The organism is Desulfovibrio sp. SGI.169 (assembly GCF_050313595.1).
Lineage (GTDB): Bacteria > Desulfobacterota > Desulfovibrionia > Desulfovibrionales > Desulfovibrionaceae > Desulfovibrio.
In genome coordinates, this window is sequence record NZ_JBNPLS010000017.1 from 1 (window position 1) to 20,781 (window position 20,781).

Sequence of the window (20,781 nt, forward strand, 5' to 3'; positions counted from 1 at the left end):
CTCTCCATATGAAAAACCCTCTACCGGCGGCGTCAGCCGGCAGTCACCGCGAGGCCCCGCCATTGGCATTCAGTGGGGCCTCGCGCGGCATCAGAGCCGTGTCAAACAAGCGCGCTATTCGCCGCGGGTCGGCAATTCACGGCCACCTTCTTGCAAGCGCTGCAAAAACCTGTCCCGGCAGTCATAGCTGCAAAAACGGTAGACCTTTTCGCCGTCACGCACGGAAATATTGCCATCAACCGAAACATATGTGCCGCATTCGGGGTCTTTGACCATTTCACCCGCGGCCACCTTCCGTTCCAGATCAGCGGCGCTTTCTTCCTTGCTTGTCTTTTTTTTCTTGAGCACGTCATTGGCAAAAAGGCGGTACAGCACATAAACCGCCACAATCAGCACAAGCCATTTCAACATCCGTCATGCTCCTTCACCGTTGCCGGCCGCTTGCGCCTCAACAGAATGGCGCGTAATTCGCACAAACCCGGTGTGCGCCGGCCTTCGCGGAAGATGCCGCCCGAGGCCGCCTGTCAACGTAGCATAGAGGCCGGGGCGCGTCACTGAAAAATTCTGCGACCGTCCAGCCTGTAATCAAGGCGCGCCAGCCAGCGCGCCGCGTCCACTCCGTCAATAAGAACATGGGGCGCAATATCCAGCAGGGGCACCAGCGCAAAAGCCCGCTGAACCAGACGGGGGTGAGGCACACGGCAGGCCGGGTCGGAGCAGCATTCCTCGCCAAAAAGCAGCAGATCCGCATCAATGACGCGCGGGCCATAGCGCAGGGCCGGATCGGGGCTGCGCACGCGACCGAGGGAGCTTTCCAGATGGAGCATGGCCGCCAGCAAACTTTGCGGACGCCAGAACGGCGCAAGCAGAAGCTCCACAACCTGATTCAGAAACCAGGGCTGATGCGCATAGCCTTGAGGCTCTGTGCTGTAAAGAGGAGATGCCGCGCCCAGGCGCGCATCCGGCAGGCGGGAAAGGCCCTCGCGCGCCCGCGCCAGCATGTTTTCCGCATCGGAACAGTTGGACCCCAGGCCCACAAAGGCTTGAATATCCGCCTGTGAAGACACGCACCCTCCCTGGCCTCGCCTGATCGCCGCAAAGCGGCTTTGCCCTGTCCACGCGCCTTGCCGCGGCTGTCAGCTCTCGCCGGCGGCAGAGCGTTTTCACTGTGAAAATGCTTCAGGGGAGAGCATAACGCTTTTGCCGTCGCGAGAAAAGCCCGTCTGGCCGTATGAAAGTCTTTCACCTCCGGCACTTGCCCGGTGGCCGCAAGACGGCTAGCATGACGGCTATGAAAAAAAAGCAAGCTTCCCCTCCCCTTTCCAGCCAGCTTCCGCTCTGGCGTGACTATCTGCTGGCGCAGCGCGGGCTTTCGCCGCATACGGTGGAGTCCTATGGTCAGGATATGGAAAGCTTTTTTCTCTTTGAGGAAGAGCTCAGGCAGCGCGGCAGCCTTGAAACCGCCCCGGACGAGCAGGAAATTTTCCTTTATTTGTCCTGGCTGCGGGCCAAGGGCAATACCGGGCGCACTCTGGCCCGGCGGCTCTCCGCCCTGAGAGCCTTTTTTGCCTTTGCCGTGGAAGAGGGCGCGCTAAAAAAAAACCCGGCGCTTTTGCTGGAAAACCCCAAATTGCCCCAGTATCTGCCGGAGGTGCTCAGCCGTGAAGAGATGGAAAGGCTGCTGGCCCTGCCGGATATGGACGACAAAAGCGGCCGGCGCGACCGTTGCATGCTGGAGTTGCTGTACGCCGCCGGCCTGCGCGTTTCCGAGCTTTGCAATCTGAGCGTGGCTGACCTTGATCTGCAACGAGGCCTGGTGCGCATCTTCGGCAAGGGAGCCAAGGAGCGCCTGGCGCCCCTGCACGACATGATTCAGTCGCTGCTGGCCGACTATTTGCGCGCCTGGCGGCCGCTGTTTTCGCCCGGCGGCGATCAGCTTTTCGTCAACCGTTCGGGCCGCGCGCTGAGCAGGCAGTATATCTGGAAAATGGTAAAAAAATACGCCATACTGGCGGGCATCCGGCGTCCCATCTCGCCTCACACCTTCCGGCATTCCTTTGCCACCCACCTGCTGGAAGGCGGAGCGGATCTGCGCGCGGTGCAATTGCTGCTTGGGCATGCGGATATCAGCGCCACCGAAATTTATACCCATATTCAGGCGGAGCGCCTGCGCGGCATACACCGTCAATTTCATCCCCGGAGCCAGTTGTGAGCGCCGCCGCGACCACCCTGATCACCTGTCACGCCAATGCCGATTTTGACGCCTTCGCGGCCATGCTGGCCGCGCGTCATCTCTATGCGCCCTGTATGTTGCTTTTTCCCGGCAGCCAGGAGCGGGGCCTGCAAAAAATTTATGCCAGCCTGGATCGCGCAGCCTACGGATTTGTCGATATAGCCGACCTGCGCTGGGAGAATTTCAACCGCCTGGTGCTGGTGGATACCCGCCAGCGCGGCCGGGTGGGCCATGTGGCTCCCCTGCTGGAGCGCCCCGGCGTGCGGATAGAGGTCTGGGATCACCACCCTGACTCGCCGGACGACATGAAGGCGGATGCTGTGCAACTGGCCCATGTGGGCGCTGTGACCAGCCTGCTGGTTCAGGAATTGCGGACACGCGGCACGCGTCTTCCCCCCGCTGAAGCAACGCTGCTGGGGCTGGGCATTTACGGCGATACAGGCTCGTTCACCTATTCTTCCACCACGCCCGAAGACTTTCAGGCTGTCGCCTGGCTGCTGGGCCAGGGCATGGACGTCAATCAGATCAACGAAATGGCCGCCCACGAACTGACCAGCCTGCATGTTCAGGCCCTGAACAGCCTGCTGGAGTCGGCGCGCGCATACACGATCAATAACACGCAGGTTGTTCTGGCTGAAGCCTCTATGGAGCACTACCTGGGGGATTTCGCCTACCTGGCCCACCGGCTGATGGAAATGGAGAAGTTTTCCGCGCTTTTTGCCATCGGCATCATGGGAGATCGCATTCAGGTGGTGGCGCGCAGCCGCAGCGATACGGTGAATGTGGGGGATATCTGCGCCGAACTGGGCGGCGGCGGGCACGCCTACGCGGCCTCGGCCTCCATCCGTTCCATGACTATCAACGAAGTGCGTGAAACCATTCTGCGCCGCCTGTACGACCAGGCCAACCCTGACAAAACGGCGCGCGAATACATGTCGTCGCCGGCGGTGGGCATTGAATCCTCCTCCAGCATCCGCGAAGCTGACGAACTCATGCTCCATTTCGGTCTCAAAGCCGTGCCCGTGTTCCGGCCGGGCACGCGCGCCTGCGTGGGGCTGCTGGACGCGCAGACCGCGTCGCGGGCCAGCGCGCACGGTCTGGATTCTTCACTGGTGGAAGACTACATGCAGCGCCGTGTTCATGTGCTGCCGCCTGACGCCAGTCTGAAGGATCTCACCTCCATTATTGTGGACGCGCGTCAACGCTTGGTGCCCATTGTGGAAGGCGAAAAGGTGGTGGGCGTGGTCACCCGCACTGACCTGATCAATGTTTTTGCCGATGAGCCGGGCAGCCTGCTGGACAGAAAAAGCCAGAAAAGCATGGCGCGAAATGTGGGCAAGCTCATTCAGGATCGCCTACCGGCTGAAATTCGCAACCTCCTGCACCTGGCCGGGCAACTGGGCAGCAAGCTGGGCCTGCCCGTTTATGCCGTGGGCGGCTTTGTGCGCGACCTGCTGCTGAACAGGCCCAATCAGGACATTGATCTGGTGGTGGAGGGCAACGGCATCGCCCTGGCCAAAGCTCTGGCCGAAAAACTGCACGGACGGGTACGCGAACACCAAAAGTTTCTGACCTCGGTTGTGATCTTTCACGACGCCAGGGGGGCTGAATCGCGTATAGATGTGGCCACCGCACGTCTGGAATACTACGAATATCCGGCGGCTCTGCCCACGGTGGAACTCTCTTCCATCAAGATGGATCTTTTTCGGCGCGATTTTACCATCAATGCCCTGGCGGTGCGTCTGGACAGCATGCCTTTCGGCCAGTTGGTGGACTTTTTCGGCGGACAGCGCGACGTCAAGGAACGCGTCATCCGCGTGCTGCATACCCTGAGCTTTGTGGAAGACCCCACCCGCTGCCTCCGCGCGGTGCGTTTCGAGCAGCGCTACAACTTCCATATCGGCGCTGGCGCGGAAAAACTGATCAAGAACGTCCTCTCTCTCAAGCTTATGGACCGCCTTTCCGGATCGCGTCTGTTCAATGAGTACCAACATATCTGCGATGAAGACGACCCGCCGGCCTGCTTTTTTCGACTGGACGAACTGGGCGTTCTGCGGGCCATTTCTCCCACTCTCGCCCTGACGCCCGCCAAGCGATCTCTGCTGTGCCGCCTGCGGGAAATGCTCACATGGTATCGCCTGCTCTACTTTGATGAACCGGCGCAAGCCTGGCTGCTCTATTTTCTGGGGCTCAGTTTCAACCTGAACTATGCTGATACCCTGACCCATTTTCACCGCCTGGGGCTACCGGAAGTCAAAAAAGCCGACATTCTGGGACAACGCGAGCAAATGCGCGCGGTGCGCGGCAAATTGGAGGCATGGCAACGGCAGAATGATGCCGGCCGCCAGAGCAGGGTCAGCGCTTTGTGCGGCCTGCTGCGCTCCATTTCGCTGGAATGCCTGCTTTACATCATGGCTTCAACGGATAATCCGGGCCTTCAGAAAAATCTTTCGAGATACATCACGCAATGGCGAAGGGAAAAGGCCGATATTCGCGGGACCGACCTGCGCCGCCTGGGCATTGCCCCCGGCCCGCTTTACGGGCGCATTCTGAAAGCCGCGCTGGCGGCCAAGCTGGACGGCGAAGCGCCTGACGCCCAAAGTCAGCTCAAACTGGCCCGCGCGCTGCGGGAAAAGGCTGCGAGCGTGGCGGAAAAAACCTGACCGGATGCCGGCAATCAATGCTTGCCCCCCGACTTCATACACTATATGATACTTGAGTCATGAAACAACTTTGGGCGCCCTGGCGCATTGAGTACATTCTCGGTCCCAAACCTGACGCCTGCGTGTTCTGTCTGCCTGCCGGCACGGAAGAAGACGAAGAGCGCCTGGTGTTGCATCGCGGCGCGCGGGCATTTGTGATCATGAACAAATACCCCTATAATAACGGCCATATCATGGTCTGTCCGTATCGGCATGTCATGAATCTCGCCGACCTGCCCATTGAGGACTGCCATGAAATCATGGATCTGATCCGGCGCTGTACCGTGATCCTCAAGGAACACTTTAACTGCGAAGGCATCAACGTGGGCCTCAACCAGGGGCAAGCCGCCGGCGCGGGTGTGCGAGAGCACCTGCACTTTCATCTGGTGCCGCGCTGGAACGGCGATTCCTCGTTCATGGCCGTGTTTGACGAGGTGCGCACCATGCCGGAGCACCTCCGCAAAACGTATGCGGCATTGCGACCGCATTTCTCTTGTGGAGGGGACACAGCCTGAGCGCCCGTGTCGTTCCCGCGCAGGGCAACGCGGCTGGCGGAACTGCCGCATCCGCTCCACTGACGATGTGCTTAGCGTTTTACTTTCCGGGTAAAGCGATTTCTGAAACGCCTTGGAAATTTTGGGACAGCTTGTAGCCTCGAGGAGTACATTTATGCGGTATGTCAAGGTTCTGTTACTCGCCATTCTTTTCTTTCTTGCGCTGGTCTTCTTTTTCCAGAACCAGAACGCCCTTTCCCAGGATCTGGTGTTGACGCTCAATCTTTTCTTCCTGCCTCCCATGGCCTCCATTCCCCTGCCCTTCTATTTCATGATTCTGGCGGCCTTTTTTGTGGGGGCCGTGCTGGCGCTCGTCTTCCTTGTCTGGGATAAGGTCAATCTTTCCGCCCGTCTGATGAAAAGCAAATGGCGCGTCAGCAGCCTTGAACGCGAGGTGGAAAAACTGCGCAAGCAGCTGGGCGCGGAGGCGTCCCGCGGCTCATTTTTGCGCAAGACGCGCGCCACCCCCTCCGATGCCAGACAAAACGGCGAAAACAAATCAGCCGCCCTGCCGGAAGACGTGCTGGCGCCCGATCCCGACAAAGCCTGATTATTGACCCCGCCGAGCCGCGCCTGTTGCCGCCCGCGACGGGCGCGGCTCTTTCCATACGGTTTACGCGATGGCGCTCATGGGGTATCGTTTACTCTTAAACGATTTCATAACCCTTTAGCATAGCGCACTCCCATGGCCGACACTCACGCCAAACTGACGCCCATGTTTGAGCAGTACATGCGCATCAAGGCTGATTACCCTGATGCTCTGCTTTTTTACAGGATGGGCGATTTCTACGAACTTTTCTTTGACGACGCCGTTACCGCCGCGCGCGAACTTCAGATTGCGCTGACCAGCCGCAGCAAGGACAGCGAAAATCCCGTGCCCATGTGCGGCGTGCCCTGGCATGCCGTGCAGAGTTATGTGGCCCAACTCATTGACAGAGGCTTTCATGTGGCCATCTGTGACCAGACCGAAGACCCCAGGGCAGCCAAGGGGCTGGTCAAGCGGGCCGTCACCTGCGTGATTACGCCGGGTACGGTGCTGGAAGACGCCAATCTGAATACCAAGAGCCATAACTATCTGGGCGCTCTTTGTTACGATGCCGGACAGGGACGGGGCGGCTTCGCCTGGGCTGATATTTCCACCGGTCAGTGGTCGGGCGTTGAATTCAAACGTCAGGCCGAACTCTGGCAGTGGGCGCAAAAGCTCGCCCCGCGTGAGCTTCTGACGCCCGAAGGGCTGGATCTGCCGCCTCACTGTCTCTTGGAAGGCGTGCGCCTGGTGCGTATGCCCGCGGCGCATTTTGAACTCAGACGCGCCACGGAGCGGGTGCTCAGGGCGCAGGGCGTGCAGGAGGCCGCAGCTCTGGGCCTGCAGGACAAGAATGAGCTGATGCGCTCCTGCGGGGCGCTGCTGGCGTATCTGGATCAGACGCAGAAGCGCAACCCCGACCACCTCATGCCGTTCAGGCCACTGGACTTGAGTCGTCGCTTGCTGATCGACGAAGTGACCGAACGCAACCTTGAAATTTTCACCCGCCTTAATGGTCGCAAGGGCAAAGGCACATTGAGGCATGTGCTTGATGACACCATGACGCCCATGGGCGGACGTTTTCTGGAAGACATGCTGCGCCATCCCTGGCGCGAAGCCGGCCCCATCGCCCAAATTCAGGAAGCCGTGGCCTTTTTTCATGACGATGACCAACGACGGGCCGCGGTAAGGGAAAGCCTGCGAGCAGTGTATGATCTGGAGCGCCTCTCCACACGAATCAGCCTCAATCGCGGCGGCCCGCGCGATTTCATAGCCCTGCGCAACAGTCTTGTAGCCTTGCCCGGCGTGTATGCCGCCCTGATTAAAAATTCGGATCAGTCTTATACCACGGAAGCGCAGGCTTTGGGCCATGAACTGCCCCAAAGCCTCTGCCGCATTCTCAAAACCTGGGATCACCTTGAGGATTGCGCCGCCCTGCTGAACGCCGCTCTGGTCGACAGCCCGCCTGCCGTCATTACTGACGGCGGCCTGTTCAAAAGCGGTTACAATGATGAACTGGACAAACTGCTTGACCTGGTGGAGCACGGCGAACAAAAACTTCAAGCATTGCTTGAGGAAGAACAGCGAGAAACCGGCATCGCCAAGCTGAAAATGGGCTATAACCGTGTGTTCGGCTATTATTATGAGGTATCGCGCGCATCACATGCCGGCCCCATGCCTGAGCGCTTCATCCGTCGTCAAAGCCTGGCCAATGCCGAACGTTTTACCACGACCGCGCTCAAGGAACTGGAAGAAGAGCTGCTCTCCGCCGCGGACAGGCGCAAGAGCCTGGAGTACAAGATGTTCCAGGAACTGCGCGAGCACATGGCCCAGCAGCGGGAACGTATTGTGCACATGGCGGATCTGGTGGCTCAGCTGGATTACTGGCAAAGCCTTGCCCATGTGGGCCGTCAGAACAACTGGCGTCGCCCCCGCCTTACGGACGACGCGCATCTGGAGATTCGCGACGGCCGTCATCCTGTGGTGGAAGCCATGCTGGGCAGCGCCAATTTTGTGCCCAATAATTTCCGTCTGGATCACAAGCGCCGCCTCTGTCTGCTCACTGGTCCCAATATGGCGGGCAAATCCACAGTGCTGCGTCAGGTGGCCATTATCTGCCTGCTGGCGCAGATGGGCTCCATGGTGCCGGCTGCCGAAGCGACACTGGGTCTGGTGGATCGCCTTTTCTCCCGCGTGGGGGCTTCGGACAACCTGGCCCAGGGGCAGAGCACTTTCATGGTGGAAATGATGGAAACCGCGCGCATTCTGCGGCAGGCGACCCGGCGCAGCCTGGTTATTCTGGACGAGATCGGACGCGGAACCAGCACCTATGACGGTGTGGCTCTGGCATGGGCCGTGGTGGAAGACCTTGCCCAACGCGCGGGCGGCGATGTGCGCACGCTTTTCGCCACGCACTACCACGAGCTTACGGCGCTGGAGGGGCGCATTCCCGGCGTATTCACCATGAATATCGCCATTCGCGAATACAATAACGACATCCTTTTTCTGCACAAGCTGGTGCCCGGTCCGGCAGACCGGAGCTACGGCGTGGAGGTGGCGCGTCTGGCCGGTGTGCCTGTTCCCGTGGTGCAGCGGGCCAGAGCCATTCTGGCCGGTCTGGAGCGTGGTCGCGAAGGCGCGCGAAAAGCCGCGGCAGCGGCATCCATGCCGCTGCCGGGCCTGGACTTGCCGAAAAGCGGCAATAAAAACGCCACTGCGGACGCATTGCCGGAAATCAGCGCCGCACCACCCGCAGCGGAGCATCCCCTGGTTCTTCTGCTGCGTGACCTCGCGCCCGAAACGCTCAGCCCGCTGGACGCGCTCAAGCTTTTGATGGAATGGAAGCGGCTTTGGGGCGTCAATTCGGACGGCGACAGCGGCAAAACACGGATTGAAGAAACATGAGCGACGCCAATCCCTGGTCCGCCATTCAGTTCATTGCCGAAAAGCGTATCGAAGAGGCGCAGGCCAGGGGTGAGTTTGACAACCTCCCCGGTCGTGGCCGCCCGCTGGAACTGGAAGACATGAGCCATGTGCCCGAAGAACTGCGCATGGCCTATAAAATTCTGCGCAATGCGGGTTGTTTGCCGCCAGAACTGGCTGAGCGGAAAGAAATCAACCGTCTTGCGGATCTTCTGGAACAGTGCGAGGACGAGCAGGAGCGCGTCCGTCAGATGCAAAAGCTGCGCTTTATGACCCAGCGCGCGCAAATGCGGCATCAGCGTCCCATCCGCATTGAACAGGATGATCCCTATTACGCGCGTCTGCTGGAACGCCTGAGCGTTCTGGACAAACGCCGCTAAAGGCCCGTCGGAGTACTTTTACATGAAGTGGTCTGCTGACCGCCGCCGCGAGGCGCAAGCGCTGCTTGCTGGCGCGTTAAGCGCCCATGCTGACTGCCCCTGAATCTTGGCGTTATCAAAATTCAAAACTTCTAGTACAAGTCCGCGTCTGCGGGCATGCGTTCCCAGTGGATACGGCCCTTTTTACGGTACTTGCGCAACAGCACATAGACGCTGCCCGGCCCGCCGTCATGCGGCTGCGCAGTGCAGAAAGCAAGCACCACACGCTTGAAGGGCTCCTGGGTCAGCCAGCTTTGCAGTTTTTCCCGCAGCACTCCCATGCCGTCGGGCGAGTTGCGCCCACGCCCAGGCACCACCAGCACGGCACGCAAGCCCTTGTACCAGCAACCGCGCATGAAGCCGCGCAGAGCCTCAAAAGCCTGTACGGCATTGAGCCCGTGCAGGTCAAGATGCGCCTCCGGGCTCAGGCCGCCGGCGCGCAGTTTGTTCATGATCATCTGGTCCAGCCCCACCACATGGCCTTCCAGGTATTCGTCCGTAAAAGAAAGAGCGAACTCCAGCTTGCCGTCCATAAAATCCTGCAAACTCAGTTCCCCCTGAGGCGGCGGCGTGCCAGGCTGCGGCTCCGGGCTGACCTGTCGCCCCCGAACCCGCAAGGGACGCACCTGCCCCATGGCGCGCAAAAAGGCCGCGGCTTCTGCATCCTCAGGGCTGTCGCCTTTTTCGCAACGCGCAAGCGCCGCTTCGCCCTGCTGGGGCAGGGCATCACCCTCTTTCTCGTCACGCGACAAGGAATGGGCGTTTTTTTTCGAGCCGTCTTGTACGGCGGTCTGGCCCACGGCACGCTTTTTTTTACGTTCAACCGCTCCGGGCAAATCGCACTGTTCTTCCAGGCGAAAGCCACACGCACGGGCTTTTTGCTTTCCGCCGTTTTGCTGAACGTGACTCATGGCCCGCAGAAAAAGCGCGGAATCCTCGGGGGGCAACACAGCAGCATCAGCCTCAGGCTGAATGGCGGAAGCGCGCCTTTGTTTCCCGCTCTTTTCCTGTCGCGGTGCAGTTTCCTCCGCCGCGTTCTTCTTTTTGTCAGGGAAGGACTTGATGTCCAGCCCGCGAAACGGATTTTCAACAAAAGCATGATTGTCAGACATGGCGTTAAAACCGGACAGGTTTTCATAATGGTAAAAAAAGCCGCGGCAATGCCGCGGCTCAGCAAAAAACGACGGACAAAAAACTATGGCTTTGGAGTCGCGACCGGGGGCTGCGCATCCGGCGTCGCGGCAGGCCGCTGCGGCGCGGGTGTGGCCTGACCGGCTTTCGCATCCTGCGAGGGCGCTGGAACCACGGGCACAGGCGCCGAAGCGGCGGGTTCTTCGATCTTGACGTTAAGAATCGTGGATTCGCCGCTGGGGCGGGAGCTCGTCACATAGGTATAGCTCAGGGAAGTGATCACGAAGATGACGGCCATCAGCGTGGTGAGCTTGGCCAGAATGCCGCCCGCGCCGCCGCTGCCGAACACCGAGGTGTTGCCGCCGCCAAAAATGACGCCCATGCCTTCTTTGCCCGCCTGAAGCAGAACCAGAATGACCAGCAATACGCATACAATAATATGCAGCGTAAGAATAAGAGTCTGCACGAATTCCTCCTCGCCATCCGGCTCAACCCGGCGACGCGCCCAACAAGGATATGCCGAACGCCTTGCATACAATTACGAGGCAAGCCCGGCTGTCGCGGATATTCCATCCCCAATCGGCGACCGACCAAACCGCGTTCACCCGCCGCCTCATCCGCAAACGGCGAGACGCGGAACAGGCGTTTGCTACGATCCGATAATCTGTAGGAAACTTTGCGCCTCTAAAGAAGCGCCTCCTACCAGAAGACCATCCACATTGTCAAGCCCGACCAGGGTGGAGGCGTTGGTCGGCTTGACGCTGCCGCCATACAGAATGGGCAGCTCCGCCGCGGCATCACCCAGCATGCTTGCAAGCAGAGCGCGCAGGGTCGCGTGCGCCTCCTGCACCTCCACCGGACCGGCCACCTTGCCCGTGCCGATAGCCCAGACAGGCTCGTAGGCAATGGCCAGCCGCCCCGCAAGCGTTTCTCTCTGGGCGTCCGACAGATGCTCCAGGGCAGTGGAAAGCTGACGGGACAGCACGTCGCTGAGTTGACCATTTTCACGCTCATGCAGCATTTCACCCACGCAGAGCATGACCTTGAACCCCTGCTCCAGGGCAAAGACAGTCTTGCGGGCCACAAGTTCATCGCTTTCGCTGAAAACGTGGCGACGCTCGGAATGGCCGGCCAGAACCCAGGTCGCGCCCGCGTCATGCAGCATTGCCGTCGAAATTTCTCCGGTAAAGGCGCCCTGTTCGGCGGGGTAAAAATTCTGCCCGCCCGTCGCCAGATTCTCCTTGCCGGCAAAAGCCGCCGCCACGACATCCATAGCCGTAAACGGCGGAAAAACCAGCACCAGACGGTCATGCGGCGTGCCGTCAGCCAGTGCCGTCGACAATTCGGCGGCGGTTTGCGCGGCTTCACCGCAGGTTTTATACATCTTCCAGTTGGCGGCAATGATTTTTCGCATAACAGCACCTTTGGCCGGGGATCATTTTTGCAGGGAGCAGGCGTAAATCAGCGCGTCTTCGCCACTGTCCGCATAGTAGCGGGGGCGCACGCCAATCTGACGGAAACCGCAGCTCCGGTAGAGGGCAATGGCCGCGTGGTTGCCCACGCGCACTTCAAGCAAGGCCTTTTGCATACCCATTTTACGGGCCACTTGCAAGGCCGCGTCCAGAAGGCCGCGCCCAAAGCCTTTGCGGCGCTCTTCGGGCGTCACGGCCAGATTGAGTATTTCCAGCTCGTCAAGGGCATGATATACGGAAATATAGGCCAGCAGCTCCGGCCCCCGAAAAAGGCCGAATGCCGCAAAGGCCGGCTGCGCAAAGGCCGCGCGGCACTGCTCTTCAGTCCAGGGCAGGGAAAAGCAGCGCCGCTCAAGCGTGTGCACAAGCGCCGCATGGCTCGCGTCAAGACGCTGAAAAAACTGTGCCGAAGATGACGGAGTGGGAACGGAACCGCGCATGGATCAACGCCTCTACCCGGAATTGAAAAACGCCGCCTCTTTTCTGGAGGTGGTGGACAAGCGCAACACCCCGCTCTGCGTCATGGCTGAAAGGGATGTGCTGCGTCAGCGCCTGCGTCATCGGGCCGTCGCCCTGCTGATTCGCGACAGCGTGGGCCGGGCCTTGCTGACCTTTCGCGCGGGGCTGGGCTGGGGCTTCTCGTCATTTGCCCTGGTCAGCGCGGGGCAGGCCGCTGAAACACTGGCGCGCGGCATGCTGCGCGAGGAATGGCGCGAGGAAGGCGGCCGCCTGTCGCCCCTGGGCCTTTGCCCGCCCCGCCCGGAAAGCCGTCAGGCCTTTGTGGCCCTGTTTGAAGCGCGCCTGCCCGCCGCCCTGGCCGCGCAAAAAGCCCTTGATCCGGAACGGAACATGCTGCTTGATTATGACGAGCTCAAAGGTCTGCGCGCGCATTTCGCCGACCTGCTCTCTCCCTTCATGCGGGTGGCCATACAGGGCGGTTATGTGCGTCCGCGCTGAGGCAAGAAACGCCGAAAGCGAATTCAGGCCGTTTTTGCCAGCAGAGCCGTCATGGCGTCGTGCAGGCGACCGTTGCTTGCCAGCAGAGCCTCTCCAAAGCGCAGGGGCTCATTACGCAAATTGCTGACCTTCCCGCCCGCCTCCTCCACCAGAAGCCAGCCCGCCGCCAGATCCCAGGGTTTCAGCCCCGCCTCGTAAAACGCATCCAGACGTCCGCAGGCCAGATAGGCCAGATCCACAGATGCGGCCCCGATGCGTCGCACCCCCTGGCTGACAGGCAGAACAGCCGCGAGCCGTTCCAGCACTTCAGGCAGACGCTCTGCCACATCATAGGGAAACCCCGTGCCAACCAGGGCCCCGGCAAGCGTGTCGGCCCTGGATACGGCAATGGGCTGATTATTGCAAAAAGCCCCCTGTCCGCGCGCGGCCCAGAAGCATTCCTCAAGCATGGGCGTATTGACGACGCCCAGAACCACCCGTCCTTCCCGCCAGAGCGCCACGGAAGTGCCCACCTGGGGGATGCGGTGCACAAAGTTGGTTGTGCCGTCCACCGGATCAATAATCCAGCAGAGCGCGCCCGGTTCCTGATCCGCAACGCAGCTCTCCTCGGCCATGAAAGAAGCTTCGGGCAGCAGACCGGCCAGATTTTTCTTGAGAAAGGCCTCTACTTCCAGATCCGTTTCCGTTACCAGATCAATGCCGCCCTTGTGTCGCACATGGCGCGGGCCGGCCCAGCGCGCGCGGATGATCTCCCCGCTTCGGCGCACAATATTCACACATTCCCGCAAGATGGAAGCCGCCTGGAACATGGCGCAACCCCGCTAGTTGATGAAAACAGACTGATAGGCGCGCCGGTTGAGCATGGCCTTGGCTGTGCCGCGCAGAACCGTGGTCAGGGGGTCTTTATCCACAAAAACCTTGAGGCGGGTTTCACGGGCGATGAACTGATCTAGCCCCTTGAGCAGCGAACCGCCGCCGGCCATAAGCATGCCGTTACGGTAAATATCGGCGGAAAGCTCAGGCGGCGTTTTTTCCAGGGCGCGCAGCACAGTCTCAAGAATGGCATATATGGGCTCACGCAATGCCTCGCGGATGTGCCCCTCACCCACAGTGACCACTTTGGGCGTGCCCTGCACCAGATCCTTGCCGGAAACCTCCAGAGACGGCGCATTGGGCTGCGGCATGGCCGAACCCAGAATCTTCTTGACGTTCTCCGCCGTGTTTTCGCCCAGTTCCATGTGAAAAACGTCGCGCATATAGCGCTGCACAGCCATGTTCATGGCGTCGCCGGCCACGCGGATGGACTGAGCGGTGGCGATGCCCGCCAGAGATATGACAGCCACCTCGCTGGTGCCTCCCCCAATGTCCAGCACCAGATTGCCCAGCGGCTCATGGATGGGCAGATCAGCCCCGATGGCGGCGGCCATAGGCTCCTCCACCAGACTCACCTCAGCCGCGCCGGCCAGCAGGGCGGAGTCGATAACCGCCCTCTTTTCCACCTGCGTGATGCCCGTGGGAATGCAGATAACCATGGAGGGCTTGAGCAGGCGCAGTCCGTCAATGGCCTTGCGCACAAAATAGGCGATCATTTCGCGGGTGATGTCAAAGTCAGCGATGACGCCATTTTTCATGGGCCGGATGGTGCGAATGCGCCGGGGCGTGCGGCCCTGAAACTCCTTGGCGGCGGCGCCCACGGCCAACACGGCTTTTTTCTGCACATCAATGGCCACCACCGAAGGCTCATTGAGCACAATGCCGTGGGATCTGGTATAGAGCAGGGTGTTGGCCGTGCCCAGATCCATGGCGATATCCTTGGAGAAAAAGCGGAAAAAGCGCTGCAGAAACATGCTTACAGCTCTTTGTCGGGCGTCAGGGGCGCGCTGTCCGGATCATAGGCTTGCGGGCCGTCGCTGTGCACCCTGGCCTTGGGCAGCAGGGTTCTCAGGCGGGTTTTGAGGTACAGATTTTCCAGAAAAAGCGCCAGGTGATCCACTGACTGCCGCACGAAGCTGCGCATGCTCTCGTCAATCTGGCGGGGGCTGGTGTGCGCCAGACAAAGCACGCCGCGCGTGCTTTTGTTGACCATCACCGGCATGCACATGGCGGCCTGAAAATCAGGCATGTCCGGCAGTTTGCCAAACAGCACAGAAGCCGGAGCCCCATCCGCGCCTTCGGCCACCACAGGCTGGTCGTTGCGAAAGACCCAGCCGGTGATGCCGCTGCCCATAGGCAGGATCAGCGGTTCGCCCTCCGTCAGCAGCAGGCGGGCCGACTCGCATTCCACACAGTAGGTTTCGCCGGGCGCATCCACCGAAGCAAAGGCGCAGTAGTCGAAACCCGTAGCGTCGGCCAGAGTGCGCAGATAATTCTGCAAAAACTGCGGCCAGCGCCTGTAGCGAAAGCGCAAATCCTGAATAACGCCCAATTGCGCAAAATAACGCGGAATATCGCCGGCCAGCTCCTGCCGCCCCCGGCTGCTCTGCTGCCGGGAAATCAATTCCGCGAAGAGCTGGAGAATTTTATGATCCTTGTCTGAAAACGAGTACTGCCGCTTGCTGTCCACGCACAGCGCGCCGCCAGTGGGTACGGGGCAGCCCATAAAGGCTTTGATGCTGGCCTCCTCGCCGCCGGCGTAATAGCCCAGATTGCTCTGCCGCTGATCAAAATTGGGCGCCAGCAAGGGCTGCCGGTTGCGGATGATCCAGCCTACCAGCCCTCTGCCCGGCAATATGGCCGTATCAGAAGAAATCTTGTCGCCCAGGCTGAAAAAGGCGGCGAGATGGTGGGCCTCGCCATCCTCGTCGGGCAGAAAGAGCACGGCCGAATAGGCGTCAAAAACGCTGCAAACAATGCTTAAAATATGTTTTTCAAGGGAATGTGCGGTCATGGCGCGTGGGGTTGAAGGTGACGGGGAGCGGCCGTCGGGGCAAGAGGCCGCATGCGCAAACTTGTTGTAGCAAAGGGTTTCCGGCGTCGCAACTGCTTTCCCGCCCGGGGCCGGCCCTGTTTTGCAGGAGAAGCGATTGGGAAAATTTTCAAAGCCGCGCCGTGAGCACTAGAAATATTTTAGAAAAAAGGATAAAATATAAAAAAATGGCATCAGGACTTGTGGGATGATGAAATGGCAAGAGGTTTTCAGCAAAGACGGGCTGCCGTGGCGCGATGCGGCGAGATTGTCCGAGCCTGTTGCCGTCAGAGAACTGGACGAGCTCAAGCGCTTTCTGGACGCGGTGCACATCCGCTTCTGCCTGGCCAAACCCTATCAGGAAAACAAGAACTACCCGCTGGTGGAAGCGCGCGAACTGCTGCCGTCTTTTGACAATGACATGTTCGAGTATAAGGATCTGCCAGGCTTCGCCCTGGTGGCCTTTGCCCGCCAGCTCGACTACTTTTCCGAGATTTTTCAGTACGACAAGCTGCACCCGGTCATCACCGAGGCGGACGGGGCCTGCTGCCCTCTGGAAAACCAGGTCATTGAGCAGAACATTCAGACCCTGGCTTCCCGTCTGCCGCGCATTCATCAGGATGTTTTTCGCCAGCAGTTCCGTTATGCGGATACAGTGCTGCTGGATACCTATCCGGCCCTGATTCCCTATCTGCTGAATATGGACCGAGCGCAGGTTCTGGCCTGGGATGCGGACAAGTTTTTCCATCTGGCCGGGGTATTCGCCTCCTTTCCTTCCGACATTGACAGCGAACTCAAGCGCTTCGGCATTCGCATTGGCAAATTCGTTTATGGCGACAGCGATATGTACGAACGCAACCGCATGTTCGTCTATCAGTATCTGATGGAGCTGTACGGCTTTCCCATCGTGTCCGAGCGGCGCACCTCCAGCGCGCTTTTCGCCCGCAAGCTGCACAAGATGGGGGAGCGCTTTCTGCTGCGCGTCATGGGGCAGACCGACCGCACGTTGACCACCTACCTTTCCAATGGTGAAAACCGGCGCTATCCCCTGCTGGAAAAAATTGCTCTGGTGGCCGTGGATGAAGACCAGGAAGAAGCCCTGGGCATCATCGACCGGGATGGCTTTTTTCTGGACAAGGCCCGGCGTGTGGTCATCATGCGCGTCACCTACCGCCAGCACCGCTTCAACTCCAGCAACGTGCGTCAGGATCGCGCCCTTTCCGTGGCTCATCAGGAAGTGCTGCACCCGCTCACCGGCGAACCCCTGCGCGGCCTGAACATCATCAAGGACGCCAGCAATATGTTTTTGCGCCTCAACGACATCGTTCGGGGCGAATTTACGGGCCGCATTGTTTATAAGCGTACCGAAGTGGTGGAAAATACCGATACGGACGGAAAGCGCCTCAAATTCCTGTACACCTGGCTGACCAAGCACCAACGCCGGATGATCAGTTACAGCGACGAATTTTTCGCCAATGTCAGCAAGGTGCTGTCCGGCTATCTTTTCGATCCGGACAATGTGGAAATTTTCGACGGCATGCGTGATCTGTACCAGGAGGTATGCACGCGCTTCAGCTACATTCAGCAGGCCCGCCGGGTACGCATTTTGGAGGACATCTGCCAGCGAACCTTCAAGGGCGCGCGCATCACCTACCGGCAAATGATGCTTGAGGCCGTGGAGCTGCTCAATGAGCTTAAATTTGAAATCGTGAACTTTTTCCCGGCGCTGGTGGATGATATCATCAAGTGTGTGGAAAGAATTCTGCGCGACCGGTATTTGCAGCGCAATTATCTGGAAGCGCCTGAAAGCGCGCTGACCAAAGCCGGGCTGGAGATACGCAAGAATTACGGCAGACTGGTTTCTCTGCAGGATGGTTTCAAGGCGGTGCGCAAGGCGCGCCTTGGCACGGAAAGTAAAGTGATGAAGGATGTGACTGTGGCATGAGTGGACCTTTTTTTTATCTGCCGCCCGAAGCCTGGGGCCATGAGGTGAGCCTGGAAGGTCAGGAGGCCAGACATGTGGAGCGGGCGCTGCGCCTCGGGCCGGGGGCGGAAGTGGGCCTGCTGGATGGCTGTGGCCGCGCGGGGCGCTTTGTCATTCGCGCGACCTGCAAAAAAAACGTGCGTCTGGAATGCCTGGAAGAATCTTTCACCCCACAGCCCGCATCGCTCGCCGTTATGGCGCTGGCCTTCAGCAAGGCCGTGCGGCGCGGCTTTTTTATGGAAAAAGCCGCGGAACTGGGCGCGCATGCGGTCTGGCTCTGGCAGGGCGACCACAGCCAGGGCAAATTGCCGGCCGGCGCGCGCGAGTCGTGCCTGGGGCAGATGATCGCCGGCATCAAACAAAGCGGAAATCCCTGGCTGCCGGAAGTGCGCGTCCTGGGCCGCGGCGTTGAAGAGCTTGCCGAACTTTCCCGCGCCGCCGACCAGCGCATCCTGCCATGGGAAATGCAGAAAGACCTGCCCATGCTCACGCCGGATATGGCGGGCAGGCCGGGCCTTTCCGTCTATGCCATCGGGCCGGAGGGCGGTTTTTCCGGAAGAGAGCTGGATATACTGCGCGCGGCGGGCTTTAGCGCGGTCAGTCTGGGGGCCCGTGTGCTGCGGTGCGAAACGGCCGCCACCCTCTGTCTGGGCATCCACTGGTGGGCATCGCAACTGCCGGGCCGGGGCGTCGCCCGCGCGGAGGGCTGATCATGGCCGTCAGCAAACCCCTGCCGGAGCGCATGCGCCCGGACGACGTGGCGCAATTTCTGGGTCAGACCCATCTGACGGATCGCCTGCGCTCACTGATGCAGGCCAGGCGACTGCCCAGCCTGCTTTTCTTTGGCCCTCCCGGCTGCGGCAAGTCCACTCTGGCTTTGCTGCTTGCCAAATCCACGGGCAGAAAATACCTGCGTCTCAGCGCCCCGGAAGCGGGTCTGCAGCACTTGCGTCGCTCCCTGGCCGGCGTTGAAATTCTGGTGCTGGACGAACTGCACCGCTTTTCCAAGGCGCAGCAGGATTTTTTTCTGCCTCTGGTAGAGTCAGGCGAACTGACGCTGCTGGCCACCACCACGGAAAATCCCTCTTTCAGCGTCACCCGCCAACTGCTCTCCCGGCTGCATGTGCTGCGTCTGCGCCCCCTGGGGCGCTCCGAACTGATGCAGTTGGCGCGACGCGGCGCGCAGGCTCTTCAGGCGCAACTGGCCGACGATGTGCTGGACATGCTGGCGGGGGTGGCCCATGGCGACGCCCGCAGCCTGCTCAATCTGGTGGAATATGTGGCCGAACTGCCCGAAGACAGACAAAATCTGGAGCAAATCAAGACGGCATTGCCGGAAATGCTGCTTCGCCACGACAAGGATGGCGACAGCCATTATGAGCTGGCCTCGGCTTTGATCAAATCCATTCGCGGCAGCGATGTGGACGCGGCGCTCTATTACCTGGCCTGCCTGCTGGAAGGCGGCGAAGATCCGCGTTTTGTCTGTCGCCGCCTGATTCTTTCCGCCTCGGAGGATGTGGGCCTGGCCGATCCAAACGCCCTGCCCCTGGCTGTCTCCTGCCAGCAGGCTGTGGAATTTGTAGGCATGCCCGAAGGCTTTATTCCCCTGGCCGAAACAGTGGTCTATCTGGCTCTGGCCCGCAAAAGCAACGCTTCATACGCGGCCTATCTCAGCGCCGCGCGTGAGGTGAAGCTCAACGGCGCGCGCGCCGTGCCATTGCATCTGCGCAATCCGTCCACGCAATTGCAAAGGGAATGGGGCTACGGCAAGGAGTACAAATACCCGCACAACTTTCCTGACTCCTGGGTGGCGCAATCCTATCTGCCGCCGGAACTGGAAGGCAGACGTTTTTACCAGCCGCGCGACAATGGCGAAGAGCCTCGGCTTTCGCAGTGGTGGCGCAAGATTCACAAAATCAAAAAAACGGATGCTCAGTAATGATTCCCCAGCATATTGACGGCGTTTTTCTTGAAAAATTTCTCACCGGCGACACATATCGCAGCCCCGCGATGCGGGCGGGCATGCTCAGCCGGGCGCTGCCCTCGCTTTCTTTCTACAGCCGCCTTTTTCTCGGGCCGGTGCGCTGGCTTTGCCGCCGCGCCGCGCGTGGACAGTGCGACGACGCCGCATGGGTTTACGCCAGCATCTGGACGGCTGATCTTATGGAACGCATGGGCTGCCCCATTGAGGTGGAGGGCATGGACGCCATTACCGCCGAGGACGCCCCCTGCCTCTTTGTGGCCAATCACATGAGCACTCTGGAAACCTTCATGCTGCCGGGCATCATCCGCCCGCGCAGGCCCGTGACCTTTGTGGTCAAGAAAAGCCTGACCACCATGCCTTTTTTCGGCGCTGTGATGCGTTCGCGCGACCCCATCGTGGTGGGTCGGGTCAATCCCCGCGAAGATCTTGCCGCGGTTCTGGACGGCGGCCTGGAGCGACTCAAAAAAGGCATTTCCATCATCGTCTTTCCGCAGAGCACACGCTCCAGCGTGTTTGACGCGCGCCATTTCAACAGCATTGGCGTCAAACTGGCCCGAAAAGCCGGTGTGCCCATTGTGCCCGTCGCCCTCAAAACGGACGCCTGGGGGCAGGGGAAAAAAATCAAGGAGCTGGGACCGGTCAAGGCCGGCATGCCTGTGCGCTACCGCTTCGCTCCCCCCCTGCATATCCGCAATCAGGGCAAGGAAGAACAGGCCGCCATCTGCGAATATATCGGCGGCACGCTGGCGGCCTGGCAGGCGCAGGACGGCATGAACCCTTGATGCGCACAATGCCGGACGGCCATAATGAGAAAGGGCTTGCGCATCGCAAGCCCTGAATTTCCTGGTCGGGATGGCGCGATTTGAACGCGCGGCCTCAGCGTCCCGAACGCTGCGCTCTAGCCAAGCTGAGCCACATCCCGTCAAGAAGCGCACTTTATGCCAACAGCGCGTTTTTGGCAAGGCTTTTTTTTATTTGTCAAATTATCCCGC

21 protein-coding genes and 1 tRNA gene are annotated in these 20,781 nt (G+C 60.1%); 12 read left to right on the plus strand and 10 right to left on the minus strand.

Going from position 1 to position 20,781, the window contains the following annotated elements; translation table 11 throughout:
- Positions 1-114: 114 nt before the first annotated feature.
- Positions 115-411, minus strand: coding sequence for a transcriptional regulator (locus ACQRA4_RS09420; RefSeq protein WP_427822822.1), 297 nt, complete (start codon positions 409-411; stop codon positions 115-117).
- Positions 412-551: 140 nt separating this feature from the next.
- Positions 552-1,067: a 2-amino-4-hydroxy-6-hydroxymethyldihydropteridine diphosphokinase gene (gene folK / locus ACQRA4_RS09425; RefSeq protein ID WP_427822823.1), complete on the minus strand. Its 516-nt coding sequence runs from the start codon at positions 1,065-1,067 to the stop codon at positions 552-554.
- 215 nt (positions 1,068-1,282) lie between these two features.
- Between folK and xerD the strand changes: the two genes are divergently transcribed.
- The 6 genes from xerD to ACQRA4_RS09455 all read left to right on the plus strand — a co-directional run bounded on the left by xerD (position 1,283) and on the right by ACQRA4_RS09455 (position 9,317).
- A complete protein-coding gene (xerD, locus tag ACQRA4_RS09430; protein WP_427822824.1) occupies positions 1,283-2,212 on the plus strand; it encodes a site-specific tyrosine recombinase XerD in 930 nt (309 codons plus the stop codon).
- The gene (locus ACQRA4_RS09435; RefSeq protein ID WP_427822825.1) at positions 2,209-4,896 is read left to right on the plus strand and encodes a CBS domain-containing protein; all 2,688 of its coding nucleotides are present in this window, start codon (positions 2,209-2,211) and stop codon (positions 4,894-4,896) included. The genes xerD and ACQRA4_RS09435 overlap by 4 nt, the downstream gene beginning before the upstream one ends.
- A 59-nt stretch (positions 4,897-4,955) precedes the next feature.
- Positions 4,956-5,450 (plus strand): HIT family protein, encoded by a 495-nt coding sequence (locus ACQRA4_RS09440; protein ID WP_427822826.1) that lies wholly within the window; start codon positions 4,956-4,958, stop codon positions 5,448-5,450.
- 154 nt (positions 5,451-5,604) lie between these two features.
- Entirely contained in the window at positions 5,605-6,039 is a 435-nt protein-coding gene (locus ACQRA4_RS09445; RefSeq protein WP_427822827.1) for a LapA family protein, read from the plus strand.
- Between the two features lie 135 nt (positions 6,040-6,174).
- Positions 6,175-8,919 (plus strand): DNA mismatch repair protein MutS, encoded by a 2,745-nt coding sequence (mutS, locus tag ACQRA4_RS09450; RefSeq protein ID WP_427822828.1) that lies wholly within the window; start codon positions 6,175-6,177, stop codon positions 8,917-8,919.
- On the plus strand, positions 8,916-9,317 hold the full coding sequence (locus ACQRA4_RS09455) for a DnaJ family domain-containing protein (protein ID WP_427822829.1): 402 nt from the start codon (positions 8,916-8,918) through the stop codon (positions 9,315-9,317). The genes mutS and ACQRA4_RS09455 overlap by 4 nt, the downstream gene beginning before the upstream one ends.
- Positions 9,318-9,448: 131 nt before the next feature.
- Here the strand turns inward: ACQRA4_RS09455 and ACQRA4_RS09460 are convergent, their stop codons facing one another.
- Positions 9,449-10,156 (minus strand): Smr/MutS family protein, encoded by a 708-nt coding sequence (locus tag ACQRA4_RS09460; RefSeq protein ID WP_427822830.1) that lies wholly within the window; start codon positions 10,154-10,156, stop codon positions 9,449-9,451.
- Here ACQRA4_RS09460 and ACQRA4_RS09465 point away from each other — a divergent pair.
- The gene (locus tag ACQRA4_RS09465) at positions 10,136-10,627 is read left to right on the plus strand and encodes a hypothetical protein (protein WP_427822831.1); all 492 of its coding nucleotides are present in this window, start codon (positions 10,136-10,138) and stop codon (positions 10,625-10,627) included. The two genes, ACQRA4_RS09460 and ACQRA4_RS09465, sit on opposite strands and share 21 nt — an antisense overlap.
- On the opposite strand, the gene secG is transcribed toward ACQRA4_RS09465, so the two are convergent.
- From secG to rimI, 3 genes are all read right to left on the minus strand, one after another.
- Positions 10,552-10,953 (minus strand): preprotein translocase subunit SecG, encoded by a 402-nt coding sequence (gene secG, locus ACQRA4_RS09470; RefSeq protein ID WP_427822832.1) that lies wholly within the window; start codon positions 10,951-10,953, stop codon positions 10,552-10,554. The genes ACQRA4_RS09465 and secG overlap by 76 nt on opposite strands.
- Positions 10,954-11,136: 183 nt before the next feature.
- Positions 11,137-11,901: a triose-phosphate isomerase gene (tpiA, locus tag ACQRA4_RS09475; protein WP_427822833.1), complete on the minus strand. Its 765-nt coding sequence runs from the start codon at positions 11,899-11,901 to the stop codon at positions 11,137-11,139.
- Positions 11,902-11,922: 21 nt separating this feature from the next.
- Positions 11,923-12,399, minus strand: coding sequence for a ribosomal protein S18-alanine N-acetyltransferase (gene rimI, locus ACQRA4_RS09480; RefSeq protein WP_427822834.1), 477 nt, complete (start codon positions 12,397-12,399; stop codon positions 11,923-11,925).
- On the opposite strand from rimI, the gene ACQRA4_RS09485 reads away from it, so the two are divergent.
- Positions 12,398-12,916 (plus strand): NUDIX hydrolase, encoded by a 519-nt coding sequence (locus ACQRA4_RS09485; RefSeq protein WP_427822835.1) that lies wholly within the window; start codon positions 12,398-12,400, stop codon positions 12,914-12,916. The genes rimI and ACQRA4_RS09485 overlap by 2 nt on opposite strands.
- Before the next feature lie 23 nt (positions 12,917-12,939).
- On the opposite strand, the gene ACQRA4_RS09490 is transcribed toward ACQRA4_RS09485, so the two are convergent.
- From ACQRA4_RS09490 to ACQRA4_RS09500, 3 genes are read right to left on the minus strand one after another with little or no spacing between them, the layout of a single operon-like run.
- Positions 12,940-13,725, minus strand: a complete 786-nt coding sequence (locus ACQRA4_RS09490; protein WP_427822836.1) for an inositol monophosphatase family protein — start codon at positions 13,723-13,725, stop codon at positions 12,940-12,942.
- A 12-nt stretch (positions 13,726-13,737) separates the two neighbouring features.
- Positions 13,738-14,763 carry a rod shape-determining protein gene (locus tag ACQRA4_RS09495; RefSeq protein WP_427822837.1) on the minus strand — a complete coding sequence of 342 codons (1,026 nt, stop codon included), beginning with the start codon at positions 14,761-14,763 and terminating at the stop codon, positions 13,738-13,740.
- Between the two features lie 2 nt (positions 14,764-14,765).
- The gene (locus ACQRA4_RS09500) at positions 14,766-15,803 is read right to left on the minus strand and encodes a GAF domain-containing protein (protein ID WP_427822838.1); all 1,038 of its coding nucleotides are present in this window, start codon (positions 15,801-15,803) and stop codon (positions 14,766-14,768) included.
- A 226-nt stretch (positions 15,804-16,029) separates the two neighbouring features.
- On the opposite strand from ACQRA4_RS09500, the gene ACQRA4_RS09505 reads away from it, so the two are divergent.
- Genes ACQRA4_RS09505 through ACQRA4_RS09520 form a run of 4 tightly spaced genes read left to right on the plus strand, consistent with a single transcriptional unit; the run spans position 16,030 to position 20,571 of the window.
- A complete protein-coding gene (locus ACQRA4_RS09505; protein ID WP_427822839.1) occupies positions 16,030-17,766 on the plus strand; it encodes a hypothetical protein in 1,737 nt (578 codons plus the stop codon).
- Positions 17,763-18,515, plus strand: coding sequence for a 16S rRNA (uracil(1498)-N(3))-methyltransferase (locus tag ACQRA4_RS09510; protein WP_427822840.1), 753 nt, complete (start codon positions 17,763-17,765; stop codon positions 18,513-18,515). The genes ACQRA4_RS09505 and ACQRA4_RS09510 overlap by 4 nt, the downstream gene beginning before the upstream one ends.
- Positions 18,516-18,517: 2 nt before the next feature.
- Entirely contained in the window at positions 18,518-19,744 is a 1,227-nt protein-coding gene (locus ACQRA4_RS09515; RefSeq protein ID WP_427822841.1) for a replication-associated recombination protein A, read from the plus strand.
- Positions 19,744-20,571 (plus strand): lysophospholipid acyltransferase family protein, encoded by an 828-nt coding sequence (locus tag ACQRA4_RS09520; protein ID WP_427822842.1) that lies wholly within the window; start codon positions 19,744-19,746, stop codon positions 20,569-20,571. Before ACQRA4_RS09515 ends, ACQRA4_RS09520 begins: the two co-directional genes overlap by 1 nt.
- Before the next feature lie 62 nt (positions 20,572-20,633).
- Here the strand turns inward: ACQRA4_RS09520 and ACQRA4_RS09525 are convergent.
- A tRNA-Pro gene (locus tag ACQRA4_RS09525) sits at positions 20,634-20,711 on the minus strand.
- Positions 20,712-20,781: the final 70 nt, after the last annotated feature.